The organism is Negadavirga shengliensis (assembly GCF_042652345.1).
Taxonomy (GTDB): domain Bacteria; phylum Bacteroidota; class Bacteroidia; order Cytophagales; family Cyclobacteriaceae; genus Negadavirga; species Negadavirga shengliensis.
Genome location: NZ_JBHSJJ010000003.1, coordinates 184,133 through 201,204, shown reverse-complemented (window position 1 = coordinate 201,204; position 17,072 = coordinate 184,133). Strand labels below are relative to the sequence as shown.

Below are 17,072 nucleotides of genomic sequence, written 5' to 3'. Positions count from 1 at the left end.
AACACATGAAACGAAAAAACACTTCTCTATTCTTCTTCCCATTTTTATTTCTTTTTGTTTTGACCATACGATCCTTTGCGCAGGAATCCTACAACGTCGCTACCTACAATATCCGTTTTGACAACCCCAATGACGAAGGTAACCTGTGGAAGGACCGGGCGCCCCATTTGATCAACCTGATCCGTTTCCATGAAATGGACATCATTGGAACCCAAGAAGGCTTGTACAACCAACTTGAAGACATAAGCAAAGACCTTAATTTCCCCTACATAGGCGTCGGAAGGGATGATGGAGGACAAAAAGGAGAGTTCACTGCGGTGTTTTACAATCCGGAAAAATTCGAACTGCTGGATAAAGGTACCTTTTGGCTTTCGCCCACGCCGGGGACCCCATCCAAAGGGTGGGATGCCTCTTTAAACCGGATTTGTTCCTGGGGAAAATTCAGAACCAAAGAAGGCCAGGAGTTTTATGTCTTCAATGTACATTATGACCACATTGGACAGGAAGCCCGGGAAGAAAGCAGTAAATTGGTTTTAAAGAAAATAAAAGAAATCAACAGAGAGCATCTGCCCTGTATACTTACGGGTGATTTTAACGTGCAGGACGACAATCCAGCCTACAAGGAAATTTTAATGGATGGCAGCCTGCGGGATAGCAAAAACCTCAGCGAAACCCCACACCATGGGACAGTAGGAACGTTCAATTCCTTCAACTGGGACTTTCTTCCCGATAGAAGAATTGACTACCTGTTTGTGAGCGAACATTTCACGGTGATGAGACACGGCACACTGACTGATAATTACGGCAAAAAATATCCTTCGGATCATTTCCCGGTAATGATCGAGGTTTTCTTCAAGTAAGCCTGACCTTACAGTATAAGGCTTTTTCCCAAAAGTGTGAAGCTCATCTTTTTCTTGGGAAAAAGCCTTTTTATTTTCTGATTTTGTGAATTCCTCCAATTTTGAGGCCTAAAAAGATTTTTATATTAATTTTGCGCCTTAATCCCGAACACCTATGACACTTTCTACCAAATATAATCCCAGTGAAGCCGAATCCAAGTGGTACCAGTATTGGATGGAACACAACATGTTTCAATCCACTGTAGACTCCACAAAGGAACCTTATACCATCGTCATCCCCCCTCCCAACGTCACCGGTGTCCTTCACATGGGACACATGCTGAACAACACCATTCAGGATGTATTGATCAGAAAAGCCCGGATGGAGGGAAAAAATGCTTGTTGGGTTCCCGGTACCGATCATGCTTCTATTGCCACGGAGGCAAAGGTAGTGGCTATGCTGAAGGAGAAAGGGATTGACAAAAAATCCATTGGCAGAGAAGCGTTTTTGAAATATGCATGGGAGTGGAGAGAGCGATATGGCGGCATCATTCTGGAACAGCTCAAAAAACTGGGTGCTTCCTGCGATTGGAGCAGAACCCGGTTTACCATGGATGAGGACCTCAGTGATGCCGTGATCACCGTGTTTGTGGATTTGTACCGCAAAGGAAAAATATACAGGGGCATAAGGATGGTCAATTGGGACCCTCAGGGTAAAACGGCACTGTCGGATGATGAAGTGATTTTCAAGGAGGTTAAGTCCAAACTTTATCATATCCGCTACCAGATAGAAAGCAGCAACGAGTTCATCACCATAGCCACCACGCGGCCTGAAACCATCATGGCGGACGTAGCCATTTGTATCCACCCGGAAGACCGGCGATATGCCCATTTAAAAGGCAAAAAAGCACTTATCCCTTTGATCAACCGACCCATAACGATCATAGAAGATGACTACGTGGATATGGAATTTGGTACTGGTTGTCTAAAAATCACACCGGCCCATGATATCAACGACTATGAAATCGGGCTCAGGCACAAGTTGGAAGTGATTGACATACTGAATGACGATGGCAGCCTAAATGAAAAAGCCCGGATTTTGGTGGGGGAAGACCGTTTTGTGGCCAGAAAGAAAATAGTCAAGCTGCTGAAAGAAGCCGGTCAGTTGGAGAAGGAAGATGACTATACTTCCAATGTCGGGCATTCGGAAAGAACCGATGCGATCATCGAACCAAGGTTATCCCTTCAATGGTTTCTGAAAATGAAGGACATCACCCAACCTGCCCTTAAAGCTGTCATGGAGGATACGGTCAAATTGGTCCCTTCAAAATTTAAAAACATGTACAGCAGCTGGATGGAAAATGTCCGGGACTGGTGCATTTCCAGGCAGCTCTGGTGGGGTCACCGCATTCCGGCTTACTACCTGCCAAACAGCGAATATGTAGTGGCCAAAACCAAGGACGAGGCCGTAGCCTTAGCCAACAGGAAATACGGCACCGATTACTCAAAAGACGATCTGGTGCAGGATGAAGATGTTCTTGACACCTGGTTTTCTTCCTGGTTATGGCCTATCTCCGTATTTGATCCGGGTTTTTTCCAAACCGGTGAGAAAAATGAAGATCTAAAATATTACTATCCCACCAATGATTTGGTAACCGCGCCGGAGATTTTATTTTTCTGGGTGGCCAGAATGATCATTGCCGGATATGAATATACAGGAGAAAAACCCTTTCAGAATGTTTACCTGACGGGCATTGTAAGGGATAAATTGGGAAGAAAAATGTCCAAATCATTGGGCAATTCGCCCGATCCCCTTGAGCTCATCAAAGTCTACGGGGCAGATGGTGTAAGAACCGGAATGCTTTTCAGCAGTCCGGCTGGCAATGACCTGCCCTTTGACGAAAAGTTGGTTGAACAGGGCAGAAATTTCTGTAACAAAATCTGGAATGCCTTTAGGCTTATCAAGGGCTGGAAGGTAGTCCCGGGGGAAGACCAAGAAAACCAAGCTGCCGTCACCTGGTTTGAAAACAGGTTTTATCAGGCGTTGGAAGAAATCGAGGACCACTTCACCAAGTTCAGAATATCCGATGCTTTGATCACCACTTATAAATTGGTGTGGGATGATTTCTGTAGCTGGTATCTGGAAATGATAAAGCCCGATTATCAAGCCCCGATAGATCAATATACGCTTGATAAGACCATCCGCTTCTTTGAAAATCTTATGAAGATTCTGCACCCTTTTATGCCATTTATTACGGAAGAACTTTGGCATCAAATCGATGAAAGAAAGCCAAACGATGTCATCATGCTGTCATCCTGGCCGTCTCGGGCCACATACGAAAAAGGTATCATCGAAGACGCCAGCCAGGTTTTTGAGTTGGTCTCTCAAATCAGAAACATCCGGGCTTCCAAAGGCATTTCTCCTAAAGAAAGCCTCCCTCTTACCATCAACACCGCCAACCCGTCCCTTTACACCAACTTTAAAGGCCTTCTAAAGAAGCTTGCGAATATCCATGAACTGGATTTTAAAAAGCAGGTGGACAACGCCGTCAGTTTTGTCGTCAAGTCAGACGAATGTTTTATAGCACTGGAAGGTCAGGTGGATGTGGCGCAGGAAAGGGAAAACCTCGAAAAAGATATTGTCTATACCGAGGGATTCCTTAAATCGGTGTTGAAAAAACTGGGCAATGAAAGATTTGTGAGCAATGCTCCGGCGGATGTGGTTGAGCGGGAAAAAAAGAAAATGAACGATGCCGAAGCCAAACTAAAGGCTTTGAAAGAAAGCCTCAGCAAATTGTCCTGAGTATTCAGAACTTCACAGCAAGGGAAGTACTGATAGCGGTATTTCCCTTGCTCAGCTTTCCTGCAGGCATTTCGAACACGGCCTCAGGACTTTGAAGCTGCCGGGCCTCAACCCTGATCATTGCTTTCTCTGAAATCCGATGGTCGAGGTTCAACGAAAATCCCGACAATCTCATTCCTGTATCCAGGATTACGCTGTTTGTATCTGAGTAATGCTCGGCCCTGAACGCCAGGCCTGTTTTTTCCGTCAGGTCCCGGCGAAGAGAAAAAGTGAGTCCATACCAATGGTTAAACAACGAAGAAAAAAGCTTTTGCTCTACACCGTAATCTGTCCCTAAAGTGATCCCCCAGGCATCCCAAGCATACTGGAGATAAAAGTTGTTAAAATAACGGTAAACATTCAGTGTCTGGGGATATTCATTGCCAAAATAATTGGCAAAATTAAATTCCATTCCTTTCATTGGCCGATAGTTAACACCTAACCCCGCTCCCAAAGCCTGATTTCTATGGGTTCGTTGGACATTCTGCCATCCATTGGTGAGCCAAAGTATAAAATCGAGCTTTTCGGTATGGGAATAGGTAAACCTGGCACCGGTAAGGAAGTAAGGTGAGTTTTCGGCCAGCAAGCTTCGGGTCAAATGCCAGCAGTCCATTCCAACTGCACTTTCGAAGCCGATGTGGGAGGGCATAACCCCCATGTCGAGCCACAGTTTGTCCCAAAGCTGCACCCCTACAGAAGCTTCATAAATAAACTGGGCCCAGGTGGGCTCGTCTGCTAGGTTATACCTTGCGTAATCGCCTGCCATTAAAGCAACATTTGACCTGACTTTCCCATCGTTATAGGCCATGGACAACAAGGCCAGATTCACTGAAAACTCGTTGTGTCTCTTGAAATTATATAGAGCAGGCGGTTTTTCATGATTGTCCGGTCTGTTAAAATCGTAGCTATAATAAGCCTCCACATAACCGGAAAAAGTCAGGATTCCCTTTTGCTGCTGACCTTCAGTTTGATGCGGAAAAACCAACGCGCCTCCAAAAAAACAAACCAAAAATCTAAATACGTTCATCTTGGATCATGATTACTGATAGGGCTATGCAATGGGAAAAACAAATAAAACAGCCCAATAAATTGGGCTATTTATCATTCTTGTCTTTGCTGCCGAAGGTCCGGTCATAGAGATCTATAGCATCATTGATGATGCGGATTGCCTCCTCTTTACCGAGAAAATCTTCCACTTTCACTTCCTTGTTCTCCAGCTTCTTATAATCCTCAAAAAAGCGGTGGGTCTCCTTCATCAAATGGGGCGGCAGTTCAGAAATGTCATTAATGTAGTTTACGGATTGGTCATCCGCTGCTACGGCAATAATCTTATCATCAGCCTCTCCCCCATCGATCATACGCATCACCCCGATCACTTTTGCCTTCACAAGGGTCATAGAAGGTATATCTATTTGGGAAATGATCAAAATATCCAAAGGATCATGATCCTCGCAAAATGTCTGAGGAATAAAACCATAATTAGCAGGATAGTGTACGGCCGAAAACAATACCCTGTCCAGAAGCAGCATGCCTGACTTTTTATCCAATTCATATTTGCCCTTGCTCCCTTTTGGAATCTCTATTACACCCGTCACATATTCGGGAACACCCTCTCCAATACTTACATCATGCCAAGGATTAATCATAAAAAAACAGTTTAATTAAAGTTTATTATGTTGCAAATTACTGCCATTTCGGGTGTCAACAAAGGATTAGTCAATAATTTTATATATTGAAAAATGAAGTTGGTATCAAGTTTCCCGGGGGCTTCAGGAGCAAAACATTCTTTCAAAAAACCGCAGTCTCAAAAAAAATCCCGGCTTCAAACAATAAGCTTTCATCTTTTTTATAAGCCACACTCACCTGATAATCACGAAGGCGGATATCACCGGGCACATCCTCATATTGGTCACGCACCCATGCTATCGCCTGATGGCTGAGAAGTTCCAGTTTCACTTCCGTAATGCCGTCCATCACCATACCCAAATGTTCCGCTACACCCCGTGAAAGGTCAATAATCCTTCCCGAGCTTCCGGGAAGCCTGTCGTTGACTTTTATAATGGCTTGAAAGCCATTCCTCAAATTAGTCACTTTTAACATTGTTCCAAAAGGCAGGTGCTTGTGTGCTGCCGTAAATTCCCGCATGTCATAGGTTTCGCCACTGGCTGTTTTTCTCTGATGAAACCTCTTACCATAGAAACTGGCTACTCCTGTCTGAATCGTCAAAAGAGAATCCGGGGCTGTAAACGGAGACTGGGCCTTAGCCTTGGCTGTAAAGCAACCCAGCATCCCGCTCAGTAACAGGCACATGAACAATTTTCTCATAATCGCCACAATAGCAAATGACATGCCATTTTGTTTATTAAAGAAAAAATAAAATTACATAATTCCCTTTTATTTTGCACCATACCGGTCACAGAAAAACAAATTTTGATCAGATGAATTGCTTGTTTAACTTGTCAGGATAATTTCAAGCTTTTAAATTTAAAGAAAAGATCAACCATCAATACCGATTTTTATGCATATCAAGATTCTTCATACCGCGGATTGGCACTTGGGTAAAAAATTACAGGAATTTTCCAGAATAGAAGAACAACAGGAAGTGATAGATGAAATTGTCCAGATCGCTGAGAGGGAAGATGTCGATCTCGTTTTATTGGCCGGTGATATATTTGATACCTTTAATCCCAGTCATGAAGCCATTGAACTGCTTTATAAAGCATTAAAAAGACTTTCAAATGGGGGAAAAAGACCTATAGTGGCCATTTCCGGAAACCATGACAGCACCCAATTTGTGGAGGCCCCTGATCCACTGGCAAGAGAGATGGGTATTCTTTTTTACAGCCGCTACGAATCCGTTATACCTTCGTTCAAAGCCGATTCCGGCCTGGAAATAACCAAAAGCGCACCTGGCTTTCTGGAGCTGAAGCTGGCCCACATCCCGTTCCCGGTCCGTATTATTTTGGCTCCCTATGCCAATGAACTTTTGTTAAAGACCTATCTGGGAGTGGAAGATAGGGAAGCGGAAATAGCCAACATACTGGGAAGCCAATGGGAAAAAATCGCCAGGGAGCATTTTGATGCGAACGGTGTGAACCTTTTCCTCGGGCACTTTTTCTTTGTAAAAAAAGGAGAAACGCCTCCACCTGAACCGGAAAGTGAAAAATCAATTCTGCATGTGGGAGGGACCCAGGCCATCCCCACGGACAAGATTCCACCAGCAACCCAATATGCTGCCCTGGGGCACCTCCACAGGTATCAAACCATGAACAATTCCACCACACCGGTAGTATATAGCAGTTCACCTTTGGCATATAGTTTCAGCGAAGCGGAACAGGAGAAACGGGTGGTACTGATAAAAGCCAAACCGGCATCTGCTGTAACGTACGAGCCTATAAATCTGGTTAAAGGAAAACCCTTATACCGAAAAAGATTCAACAACTTAAGTGATACCCTCAAATGGCTGGAAGATAACCCCTACTGCTTTGTGGAATTAACCTATGCATCCGACGAAGCCATAGATGCCGCAAGCAGAAAAGCCATCATGAAGGCCCACGGCGGAATTGTCGCCCTTATTCCTGAAATAAAAAGCGAAATGAACCGGGAAACCGGAGGACTTTTGGCAGACGATCTGAGTCAGGATATGGTCACCCTTTTTTCAAAATATTACCAGACTCAAAAAGGGCAGATGCCAAACCAGGAGCTGCTCCAACTTTTCAGAGAAATCATCAGTCAAGACCAGGAAGCATGATACCTATCAAATTGGATATACAGGGGCTTTATTCTTATAAGGAAAAGCAGACCGTGGATTTCCGGCAGCTGACGGCAGCCGGACTGTTCGGGATTTTTGGAGCCGTAGGCAGCGGCAAATCTTCGATTCTGGAGGCCATTTTATTGGCTTTATACGGAAGTACAGAGAGGCTCCTTGCCAAAGGCGAGCGGAACAGCATGATGAATTTGCAAAGCGACCGGATGCAGGTGGTTTTTGAATTCAAAGCCGGTAAAAACAATGAAAACACTTACCTGGCCCAATATCTCGCCAAAAGGGATAAGAAGGACCCGGATAAAATCAAACCGGCGGACCATGGATTCTATATCTGGCAAACCGGAAAATGGCAGCCCGTTCCTCAAAAAGGCGAGGACATCCTGGGAATGAAAATAGACCACTTTAAACAAACAGTGATCATTCCCCAAGGCAAATTCAGGGATTTTATTGATCTGACCGCCCAGCCAAGGGCGGAAATGATGAAGGAACTTTTCGGTCTGGAAAGGTTTGACCTCAGCCCGCAGACTTCCACTCTCCTCAAAACGACCAAAGAGGAAAAGATAAAGGTGGAAACCATGCTTCAGGGATTGGAAGGGGTGAGTATAGAAGTCATCAACGCCAAAACCAGCCTTCTCGGTGAACAAAACGATCAAAAACGGACATTGCTAACCGAATTTGAAAAAACGGAAAAAAGGCACCAACAACTCACGGCGGTTAGGGAGAAAAGCCAGCAACTTCAATTACTGACTGAAAAAAAGGAGCAACTAGAAAAGCAGAGACATGAAATCGAGCACAGGAAGAAAACCCTTGCTGACTATCAGAAGGCCCTCACCCATTTGAAACCCATATTGGACAACCTTGCTGACAAAAAACAAGAAGCTGAAAAACATGGCGTGAGCTTCAGAGAATGTGAAAGATGGAAAGTGGATTATGAAATTGAAATCGAAAAATTAGTTGCCGAAAAAACAAAGCTGGAAGCCGACAAACAAAAACGCCAGGAAAGGGAGAGCAAAATCAGGGACCTATATAAAGTACTCGAAATACAAAAACTCCGGAAAGATATGGATGCAGCCCAGCAGGAGCTGAACCAGCTCCAACCCAAAGCCGAAAATTTAAAGCTAAAACTGATAAACATTGAGGAAGAAATCCAAAAGGCTGAAAAGCAGGAGGAAGCGGTGGAAATACCTTCGGGCCAAGAGTTATCCGCCATTCAGGGGCTTATCAGCCAATGGGAGTTTTTAGAAAAATCCCTGACGGAAAACAAAGCATCTCTGGCCGAGATCCAAGTTGAATTGGAAGCCTTACAGCTCGCATCTCAAAAGATCCTTTCCCAGGCACCCGAAGGATTGACCTTAGATGCCTGGCTTTCTGACAGGCAAGAAGAAATAGAGAATCTCCGGCTGGAAAGAGACAAAATGATGCAGCATAAAGGGCTTTCCGGATTTGCCCTTGAGCTCAAGGAGGGAATCCCCTGTCCCCTATGCGGGTCGCCCGACCACCCCTCTCCCCTCTCCCATGAATTTGATCAACAAGCCATGGAAACCCAAGAAGCCATTTTGAAAAAACTTCAAAAAGAGACTGAACATATTCTTTCACTCAAAGAAGCTTTGGGTAATACCTCCACCAAAATTCAAGGACAAAAAGAACTGGAAGAAAAAGTAAAAACAGCTATTCATAACAATGAATCCCAGATTAGCCTTCTCGTGGATGAACTTACCGACAAAGGGTTTGAAAATCAAGCCGCTTTGAGATCGTATATAGGAGAAGTACACCGCAAGCAGGAAGCATTGCAGACCCTGCAAAAAGGCCTGCGCCAACTGAGGAGCAGCCAGCGTGAGATCCTGAAGGAAAAAGAGACTTGTGAGCACACGGTGAGTAAGTCTGAGGATGTTCTGAAGCACCTGCTTACTACCACGCTGGTGAAGAAGGAAGAAATCCGATACGCGGATTTTTGCAAGCCCTATTTCAAAAAAGGGCCTGAAGAGATTACCTCGGATATTGAAAAGGTGCAACAAAGACTGGATACATTGGAGCTTGAAAGTAAGCGGAACAGTGACAGGTTAGAGGAAGCAAGAAAAAAACAAGCGACCAATGAGGCCAACTTAACACAGTACAAACAGCTTTTCGAGTCAACAAACCTGAAAATAAAATCACTTGAAAGTCAGCTTACGGCCCAGCTTGAAGCCCAGGGCTTTGAAAACGAAGATGAAGCCATCCAACTGCTCTCCCGCTCTTTGGACATCAAAACCATGGAGCAGGAAATCCATCAATTCCATACCCTGTATCAGGTAACATCGGAAAGATTGAAAGAGCTGGAAAAAGACCCCGCTGTTGCCGGGTTTAGCGAAAACGTATTCCAAACCCTTGAAGCCCAACTGCAAAGTGAGAAGCGACAAATCGAAGCGTGCCATAAGACCATCGCTTTACTGGAAAAAGAAATAGAAGACCTCAACCTGCAGTGGTGCCAAAAAGAGGAGTTAAGCAGGCAACTCGACAAGGTGGAACAACGCCTGCAAAATCTGAATGAGATGTATCAGCTTTTCAAGGGAAGCGGTTTTGTCAAATACATCAGCACCATATTTCTCCAGGAGCTTTGTCTGACGGCCAACAAGCGCTTTATGCAGCTTACCAAAAACAGCCTGAGCCTGGAAGTGGACGAAAACAATATTTTTTGGGTCAGGGACTACCTCAATTCGGGAAAAAAAAGATTGTTAAAAACGCTCTCCGGCGGACAGGTTTTCCAGGCTTCTTTATGCCTGGCATTGGCCCTGGCCGAAAAAATCAAGTCCCTGAACCGCGCGGATCAAAGCTTCTTTTTTTTGGACGAAGGGTTTGGTGCCTTGGACAAGCCTTCATTACGTACGGTCTTTGAAACCCTGAAATCCCTCAGAAATGAAAACAGGATAGTAGGAATAATATCCCATGTAGAGGAACTTCAACATGAAATAGAAGTACACGCCAAAATCAACTTAGACGAAGAAAAAGGCAGTCTGATCCAATATAGTTTTTAATTTCTTAACTCCGGATCTTATCCCTTTCTTCTATTTTCAGCCTGAGAATAAAATCGCTCAATACATTCATATAGTTGATAAAGGCTTCATAAGGGCTCTCATAAGGACTAAAATAAGCATGGATATCCCCATCTGAAAAGAATTTGGTACACATGTAATAGAAATGATCGCTGGTCTGAAGATACTTCCAGTCCCTATGGATATCGGGATTCTTTGAATCCTTCACCCTCTTTTCCAGTTCGAAAAGCCTGTCAAAAGCTTCATCCTGCAGGTCGTTGCCCAGCCAGGCCGTGAGATCCCTTTCCTCGTCCGCCCAGGAAATCGGGATGGGCACATGGATCTTGCCTACAGGCGAGGCATGATCAATGACTTCTGAAGGCGTGGAAAATGAGAAATTGGTTCCCTGGAATACCGCGTCGGGAAGATGTCTCATAAATTCGAATATCCCGGTTTCCCTCCATTGATGCTCTCCAAAGGTCTCATAGTCCATAAACAGGTTGATCACTTCATCCTCCTGCGGAACCTGATTGATCCAGTTAACAAATTTAGAAGTAGTCAGCGGATAGTCGGACCATTTTTTCTCCCCAAACCGGAAGGCTATGTCATCGCTCAGCCTGAAGTTTTTCAGCAAAACCTTAAGCTTCGGTTCAATGGCATTGACATATACAAAATTAGGGCTTTTCCAGCCCAGGATATGTTTGGCCCCCTCAGTCAGTATTCCGTCATATCCCATTTCTGAAACTGTCTCGCCAATGGTATCGGAATATATCAGCTCTGTATTTCGAAATACGCGGGGACGGTATCCGTTAAAAAGTTCTTTTATCTTTTGCTGGTGAACACTGACCATATCAATGAATTCGGTTTTGCTTTTCAATGAGCAAAGCGAATGGGCATAGGTTTCATTGAGTAACTCCACATGGCCGGTTGCCACCAGCTTCTGGAAACTTTCAAGCGCTTCGGGAGCGTAAGCTTCTAATTGTTCCAATAAGATCCCGGAAAGCGAAAAGCAAACTTTAAACCGCCCGTTATGACGGTGGATGAGCTCCAATAGCAATTGGTTCATGGGAAGGTAACATTTTTCAACCACCTTACGCATTATATTTCTGTTTGAGTAGTCATCCCAATAATCATGATCCTCTCCAATCTCAAAAAATCGATAAGGCTTTAGTCTGTAGGGCTGGTGTACTTGAAAGTAAAAACAAATGGTTCTCATAGCTATTTTTTAACGGTTTGCTGATAGATGGTTATGATTTTTGAAGCAACATGCTCCCATTTGAGCTTTTTCAGTTCTTCTCTTCCCAATTCACGGAACATTTTTGAGATGCCATTATAATGCAATAATCCAAATATGGCATCTGCCATGGCATCGATATCCCAAAAATCCACTTTCACTGCATTTTGGAGAACTTCGGCCACGCCGGATTGTTTGGAGATGATCACGGGGGTGTTGTGCCTCACCGCCTCAAGGGGTGAAATACCAAAGGGTTCTGAAACAGAAGGCATGACGTAGACGTCACTGATGGCAAACATTTTGTCTACGTCATCTCCTTTGAGGAAACCGGTAAAATGAAATTTGGTCCCTATCCGCAATTCCGCTACCCGTTGAATCATCGGATTGAGCAGGTCACCGGATCCGGCCATGACAAATCTCACGTTTTCATCCTTTTTTAATACTTTATTTGCGGCTTCCACAAAATATTCCGGTCCCTTCTGAAAGGTTATCCTGCCCAGGAACGTGACAATCTTTTCCGGTACTTTCTTTTCATCTTTTGATTTAATGATACTGGTATCCAATACAGCATTGTGAACCACTACCACCTTTTCCTCAGGAATCCCGTACCTTGACACAATGGTATTTTTGGTAAGCTGACTTACGGCGATGATTTTGTCGGCAGCCTCCATGCCTGCTTTTTCGATATCGTATACCCGTTGGTTTACGGTCTGACCGGAGCGGTCAAATTCTGTGGCATGCACATGCGCTACCAACGGCTTGCCGCTGATACTTTTAGCGGCAATGCCTGCCGGGAAAGACAGCCAATCGTGTGCATGGATTAAATCATGCTTCTTACTTTTGGCGATCTGTGCAGCTACAAGCGCATACCGGGAAACCTCCATAATCAAATCCTTCCCATATTTCCCACTAAAAGTAAATTTATTCGAAAGAACGCTGGACTCCATTTCTTCGTGGTCTCTAAGCATTTTTTCCGTATAATTACTGTATTCCTCAGGACTTAAATAGGGAATCAAAAAAGAGCTCACCTCCAGGTAAGTCAGGTTCTTCCATATGCTTTTAAACCTTCTTTCTCTGTAGTCTATCTCCACATCGCTGGCGTTGACAAACTCTGCCAGCGGATCTTCATCCCCCCAAAGTTTGGGGACTACAAAAATAAGATCCTGTTTATGGTAGGCCATCCCCTTTACCAAACCATAACATGCGGTCCCAAGGCCGCCGGAAATATGCGGCGGGAATTCCCAGCCAAACATCAATACTTTCATAAAAATCCCTTTAAAGATTGTTGACTAAATACATCATTCTCAGAAGCTCGCCTATGCTCCAAGCTTGTGATATGGCCCCTTTGGGCCTATGTGGCGGATCCCCGTCATATATTTCAGCAACAGTCCCCACACCATACTGACTCATAACTCCGTCAAAATTATGGATCATCGCATCCACTATTTTTTTCCCTTCTTTTCCATGAAGCTTCAGATAGCCTTCAGCAAAATGTCCCATCAACCACGGCCAGACCGTTCCCTGGTGATACGCGTTGTCCCTTTCATACTGGTCTCCCTGGTAATATCCCCTATACCTTGGATCACTCGGAGCCAGGGTTCTCAATCCTCTCGGAGTAAGCAAATTCAACCGGATTACTTCCAATACCTTATCTTTTTGTTCATCCTCCAATGGGCTGTAGGGCAAAGATGTCGCGAAAACCATGTTGGGTCTGATGGACCAATCTACCTCTTCCCCGTTTACAACGTCAGCCAAATACCCCTTTTTTTCACTCCAGAAAAACTCATTAAATGCGACTTTGACTTTTTCCAGCAGGGTCTTTATTTTCTCATCAGCTGTAAGGGAATGATAATAGCACAGCGCATTGTACCACAAGGCATTAATCTCTACCGGAGACCCTATCCGGGCAGTTACAGGTCCGTCTCTGGTCACTGCATCCATCCATGTCAGCGCAACACCTTCTTCACCACCATACAGCAGCCCATTTTCCAAAACATGGATGTTAAAGTCCGTTCCTGCTATAAAGCCCTCAATGATCCCCTTACACTTGTCCAAATATTTTTCCGTGATGGTCTTACGGTCACCGGTAAACTTCTCGTATTGTTGTAAACACCAAAAAAACCATAACGGGGCATCCAGAGAATTCATGTTGGTGGAGACCCCACTGCCAACATTCGGGAACAATGCTCCGTTCAAATCTTTGGACATAGAATCCATCACTTCCAAAAACGTTTTGGTGTCCCCCAAAGTAAGGGTAAGCCCCGGCAACGATATGAATGTATCCCTTCCCCACCAACCGAACCAGGGATATCCCGCAATCACCCTCGTTTCTCCCTGCCTCCGACTAACAAACTGTCCGGCGGAATTTTTAAGACAGTTCTCAAAATTATCTCGGGGGATTCTCCTGCTTATTTCTGTGGCAAAAGCCTCTTCAAGCTTGTCAGGAACCGCTTCCTGAAGTCCCGCGGAAAATACAACCGATTCACCCTTTTGCATGTCCAGCTCAAAATATCCCGGCACATAAAGGTCTTCCTGATAATCATACCCTCTTTCATATTCACGGATATATTCTATGTTATAAAACCAATCCGGCACAGGAACAAATTCATTTTCCTTTGAAACCTGAAGTGAAAGTGAATCATAAGCCTCGTACAACCGGAATTTTACCCCCTTGTTAATTTTCCAGAACTTTTTGTTCACATAGGTATTTGCCTTTGACAGGGAATGATACCCTCTAAAAGCCAAAAAAGGGGATATCCTTAGTTTTGTGGGGATGAGCGCATCTATTAAAGTATATTTTATCATTACCCTGTCCACATGGGTGTCCAAAATAATTTCTTTGGACAAAACTACTCCCCCCACCCTGTAAGTCAGTTTGGGTATCGGCTCAGAATCAAAGTCCTCCAGGTATTTGTGCCCTCTTGGATAATAATTTCCGGGATATTTATTGATACCCAAATTAAATGCTGCGCCTTTTTGAACAATGGTTTCGTGAACATTTGATAAAAGCACATGCAATTGCCCATCAATTTGTGGCTGGGGGGCCACTAAAAGGCCGTGGTATTTTCTGGTATTGCAACCGATGATGGTGGTACTGGTATAGCACCCGGATCTATTGGAACGGATAATCTCCTTTTCTAAAGAATAATTCAGGTTAATGAGTTGAGTCTTGTCGAAGTGTATGTAGCTCATTTAATCAAAAGTTTGAGGTTTCTATAAAAATACTCCAATACTTCGGAAAGAAAAATAAAAGGCTGAAAAAGTAATTTATATTCTAAAAAAAGCTTCTTTTCTTCAATTAGGTGCTTTTGAAAAAACGGCCCGAACGTCTCCGGATGTTGGGCATTACTCTTTACAAAGCCTGTTTTGGGCAATTGATGTCGCCACTAATTACCGCAATTTTCACAGATTTTTTGGCTTTAGAAGCTTCCATAATATAACAAATAGCCTTTTTTTAGAAGCTAAGTGGAACATCTTCAAACCAAAATCCTTCGTGTCAACCGGTGAAATCCGTGGAACGTTTAAATCGGAAATATTGCCTTATCCCAAAAAAGCAGGTGTGAAAACACATAAAAAAAGGGGCTTTGGCCCCCTAAATTATAGTCTACCCTGAGTATCAAATGCTGTCTTTTTGCATTTCTTCAAGGTTCCTTATGGACTCTTCAAATTTCCTCATATACATCTGTATATCTCTCAGGTTTACGTACTTGATCTGGGGAAAACTTTTGGAAGCACTAAATAATTTAAACATGTCAGATTAATTTAAACACCTCTCCCGGAACATCAAATAATGTGCCACGGGTTTATAAAAAAACAACCCTTCCGTTAAAGTTATGGAAGGGTTTATGGGTGAAAGACCGGGCTCGAACCGGCGACCTCTGGTGCCACAAACCAGCGCTCTAACCAACTGAGCTACATCCACCATATTTGATACCACCGCGTCTGGAATCGGTTTGGACTGCAAAGGTAATATCGTTTTTTAATCCAAACAAGACGAAGCTACAGATTTCTTAAAAATTCCAATCTTTTGCCTTTCACTTCCTCAAAGAATGTTCCGTTTTCGTACACCAAATGTCCGGACACAAGGGTATGGGTCACTTTGGAACGAAAGGTTTGCCCTTCAAATGGAGACCAACCACATTTTGAAATAATATTATCCGGATTCACTTCCCACGGGTCGTCCAAATCCACCAATACAAGATCTGCATGATAACCTGACCTGATAAACCCCCTTTTATCTATTTCAAACAGAACAGCCACATTATGACTTGTCTTTTGCACAATCTCCTCCAACTTGATTTTTCCCCGATGATAAAGCTCCAATAATGCCGCCAGGCTATGCTGCACCAGAGGCCCTCCGGATGGTGCCGTAAGATAGGGGTTTTGCTTTTCTTCCAGTGTGTGGGGGGCATGGTCGGTAGCAATCACGTCAATGTGACCGTCCAACACTCCCTGTAAAATACCGTCCCTATCCGCAGCTGATTTTATGGCAGGGTTCCATTTAATGAAATTGCCCTTTTTTTCGTAATCTTCGTCAGAAAACCAAAGGTGGTGCACGCAGGCCTCGGCCGTAATACGTTTTTCTTCCAAAGGAAGATTGCTGTCAAAAAGGACCACTTCCCGGGCGGTACTGATGTGTAGGACGTGCAATTTGCTACCGTACATCCTGGCAAGGTCAACCACCCTTTTTGATGCATCAAAACAAGCTTCCTCCGACCTGATTTTTGGGTGGCAAAATGCCGGAATATCCTCTCCATACTGCTTTTTATACTTTTCCAGGTTCTCCTTGATGATTTGATCATTCTCACTGTGGGTAGCGATCAGTACAGGACTTTCTTGGAATATCTGCTTAAGACTCTCCTGATCGTCCACCAACATGTTTCCTGTGGAAGATCCCTGAAACACTTTAACCCCACAAACCTTAGCGGGGTCTACCTTCTTTATTTCTTCAATGTTGTCATTGGTAGCGCCTAAATAAAAGGAGTAATTGGCCAGGGACTTCTCCGACGCCAAGCTGAATTTCTCTTCCAACAGTTCTAAAGTGGTGGTTTGGGGCAATGTATTGGGCATTTCCATAAAACTGGTAATGCCCCCCGCCACTGCTGCTTTGCTTTCCGTATAGATGTCCGCCTTATGGGTCAAACCCGGCTCACGGAAATGGACCTGATCATCGATGAGGCCCGGAAGCAGGTATTTACCCTCGGCATCGATTTCCAAATCCGCCTCATATCCTGACAGATTGCCTCCTGCGATAAAAATCATCCCTTCCTTAATATACACATCCCCCCGCGTAATCTTGCCTTCATTCACTATATTTGCATGACGGATCAATATTCGTTTCATAAAATCTGCTTTTGGTGGTTTGGCTTTGTTTACCTGCCAT

General features: G+C 44.1%; 12 protein-coding genes and 1 tRNA gene. 4 read left to right on the top strand and 9 right to left on the bottom strand.

Annotated features, from left to right (window positions below):
* Positions 1 to 5: 5 nt before the first annotated feature.
* Complete coding sequence (locus ACFPFU_RS06145) at positions 6 to 860, top strand: endonuclease/exonuclease/phosphatase family protein (RefSeq protein WP_377062572.1); 855 nt, start codon at positions 6 to 8, stop codon at positions 858 to 860.
* 154 nt (positions 861 to 1,014) lie between these two features.
* Entirely contained in the window at positions 1,015 to 3,642 is a 2,628-nt protein-coding gene (locus tag ACFPFU_RS06140) for a valine--tRNA ligase (RefSeq protein WP_377062570.1), read from the top strand.
* A 4-nt stretch (positions 3,643 to 3,646) separates the two neighbouring features.
* On the opposite strand, the gene ACFPFU_RS06135 is transcribed toward ACFPFU_RS06140, so the two are convergent.
* The 3 genes from ACFPFU_RS06135 to ACFPFU_RS06125 all read right to left on the bottom strand — a co-directional run bounded on the left by ACFPFU_RS06135 (position 3,647) and on the right by ACFPFU_RS06125 (position 6,030).
* On the bottom strand, positions 3,647 to 4,708 hold the full coding sequence (locus ACFPFU_RS06135; protein ID WP_377062568.1) for a porin: 1,062 nt from the start codon (positions 4,706 to 4,708) through the stop codon (positions 3,647 to 3,649).
* Positions 4,709 to 4,775: 67 nt separating this feature from the next.
* Positions 4,776 to 5,327 (bottom strand): inorganic diphosphatase, encoded by a 552-nt coding sequence (locus ACFPFU_RS06130; RefSeq protein ID WP_377062566.1) that lies wholly within the window; start codon positions 5,325 to 5,327, stop codon positions 4,776 to 4,778.
* A 142-nt stretch (positions 5,328 to 5,469) separates the two neighbouring features.
* A complete protein-coding gene (locus ACFPFU_RS06125; RefSeq protein WP_377062564.1) occupies positions 5,470 to 6,030 on the bottom strand; it encodes a septal ring lytic transglycosylase RlpA family protein in 561 nt (186 codons plus the stop codon).
* Between the two features lie 169 nt (positions 6,031 to 6,199).
* On the opposite strand from ACFPFU_RS06125, the gene ACFPFU_RS06120 reads away from it, so the two are divergent.
* Together ACFPFU_RS06120 and ACFPFU_RS06115 are read left to right on the top strand one after the other, a co-directional pair.
* Positions 6,200 to 7,432, top strand: coding sequence for a metallophosphoesterase family protein (locus ACFPFU_RS06120; RefSeq protein WP_377062562.1), 1,233 nt, complete (start codon positions 6,200 to 6,202; stop codon positions 7,430 to 7,432).
* Entirely contained in the window at positions 7,429 to 10,458 is a 3,030-nt protein-coding gene (locus ACFPFU_RS06115) for an SbcC/MukB-like Walker B domain-containing protein (protein WP_377062560.1), read from the top strand. The genes ACFPFU_RS06120 and ACFPFU_RS06115 overlap by 4 nt, the downstream gene beginning before the upstream one ends.
* A 4-nt stretch (positions 10,459 to 10,462) precedes the next feature.
* Here ACFPFU_RS06115 and ACFPFU_RS06110 read toward each other — a convergent pair whose 3' ends face one another.
* The 6 genes from ACFPFU_RS06110 to ACFPFU_RS06085 form a co-directional block, all read right to left on the bottom strand.
* Positions 10,463 to 11,671 carry a glycoside hydrolase family 57 protein gene (locus ACFPFU_RS06110; protein ID WP_377062558.1) on the bottom strand — a complete coding sequence of 403 codons (1,209 nt, stop codon included), beginning with the start codon at positions 11,669 to 11,671 and terminating at the stop codon, positions 10,463 to 10,465.
* A gap of 2 nt (positions 11,672 to 11,673) precedes the next feature.
* The gene (locus ACFPFU_RS06105; protein WP_377062556.1) at positions 11,674 to 12,954 is read right to left on the bottom strand and encodes a glycosyltransferase family 4 protein; all 1,281 of its coding nucleotides are present in this window, start codon (positions 12,952 to 12,954) and stop codon (positions 11,674 to 11,676) included.
* Positions 12,955 to 12,964: 10 nt separating this feature from the next.
* Complete coding sequence (locus ACFPFU_RS06100) at positions 12,965 to 14,881, bottom strand: amylo-alpha-1,6-glucosidase (RefSeq protein WP_377062554.1); 1,917 nt, start codon at positions 14,879 to 14,881, stop codon at positions 12,965 to 12,967.
* A 424-nt stretch (positions 14,882 to 15,305) separates the two neighbouring features.
* Entirely contained in the window at positions 15,306 to 15,440 is a 135-nt protein-coding gene (locus ACFPFU_RS06095; RefSeq protein ID WP_377062552.1) for a hypothetical protein, read from the bottom strand.
* 96 nt (positions 15,441 to 15,536) lie between these two features.
* Positions 15,537 to 15,612 (bottom strand) — tRNA-His (locus ACFPFU_RS06090).
* A 76-nt stretch (positions 15,613 to 15,688) separates the two neighbouring features.
* Positions 15,689 to 17,032 (bottom strand): dihydroorotase, encoded by a 1,344-nt coding sequence (locus tag ACFPFU_RS06085; RefSeq protein ID WP_377062550.1) that lies wholly within the window; start codon positions 17,030 to 17,032, stop codon positions 15,689 to 15,691.
* Between the last annotated feature and the right edge of the window lie 40 nt (positions 17,033 to 17,072).

What these genes read in the sequence shown, in the direction of transcription:
- ACFPFU_RS06145 (WP_377062572.1), top strand. Translation starts at nt 6, where the DNA reads ATGAAACGAAAAAACACTTCTCTATTCTTCTTCCCATTTTTATTTCTT.
- ACFPFU_RS06140 (WP_377062570.1), top strand. Translation starts at nt 1,015, where the DNA reads ATGACACTTTCTACCAAATATAATCCCAGTGAAGCCGAATCCAAGTGG.
- ACFPFU_RS06135 (WP_377062568.1), bottom strand. Translation starts at nt 4,708, where the DNA reads ATGAACGTATTTAGATTTTTGGTTTGTTTTTTTGGAGGCGCGTTGGTT.
- ACFPFU_RS06130 (WP_377062566.1), bottom strand. Translation starts at nt 5,327, where the DNA reads ATGATTAATCCTTGGCATGATGTAAGTATTGGAGAGGGTGTTCCCGAA.
- ACFPFU_RS06125 (WP_377062564.1), bottom strand. Translation starts at nt 6,030, where the DNA reads ATGTCATTTGCTATTGTGGCGATTATGAGAAAATTGTTCATGTGCCTG.
- ACFPFU_RS06120 (WP_377062562.1), top strand. Translation starts at nt 6,200, where the DNA reads ATGCATATCAAGATTCTTCATACCGCGGATTGGCACTTGGGTAAAAAA.
- ACFPFU_RS06115 (WP_377062560.1), top strand. Translation starts at nt 7,429, where the DNA reads ATGATACCTATCAAATTGGATATACAGGGGCTTTATTCTTATAAGGAA.
- ACFPFU_RS06110 (WP_377062558.1), bottom strand. Translation starts at nt 11,671, where the DNA reads ATGAGAACCATTTGTTTTTACTTTCAAGTACACCAGCCCTACAGACTA.
- ACFPFU_RS06105 (WP_377062556.1), bottom strand. Translation starts at nt 12,954, where the DNA reads ATGAAAGTATTGATGTTTGGCTGGGAATTCCCGCCGCATATTTCCGGC.
- ACFPFU_RS06100 (WP_377062554.1), bottom strand. Translation starts at nt 14,881, where the DNA reads ATGAGCTACATACACTTCGACAAGACTCAACTCATTAACCTGAATTAT.
- ACFPFU_RS06095 (WP_377062552.1), bottom strand. Translation starts at nt 15,440, where the DNA reads ATGTTTAAATTATTTAGTGCTTCCAAAAGTTTTCCCCAGATCAAGTAC.
- ACFPFU_RS06085 (WP_377062550.1), bottom strand. Translation starts at nt 17,032, where the DNA reads ATGAAACGAATATTGATCCGTCATGCAAATATAGTGAATGAAGGCAAG.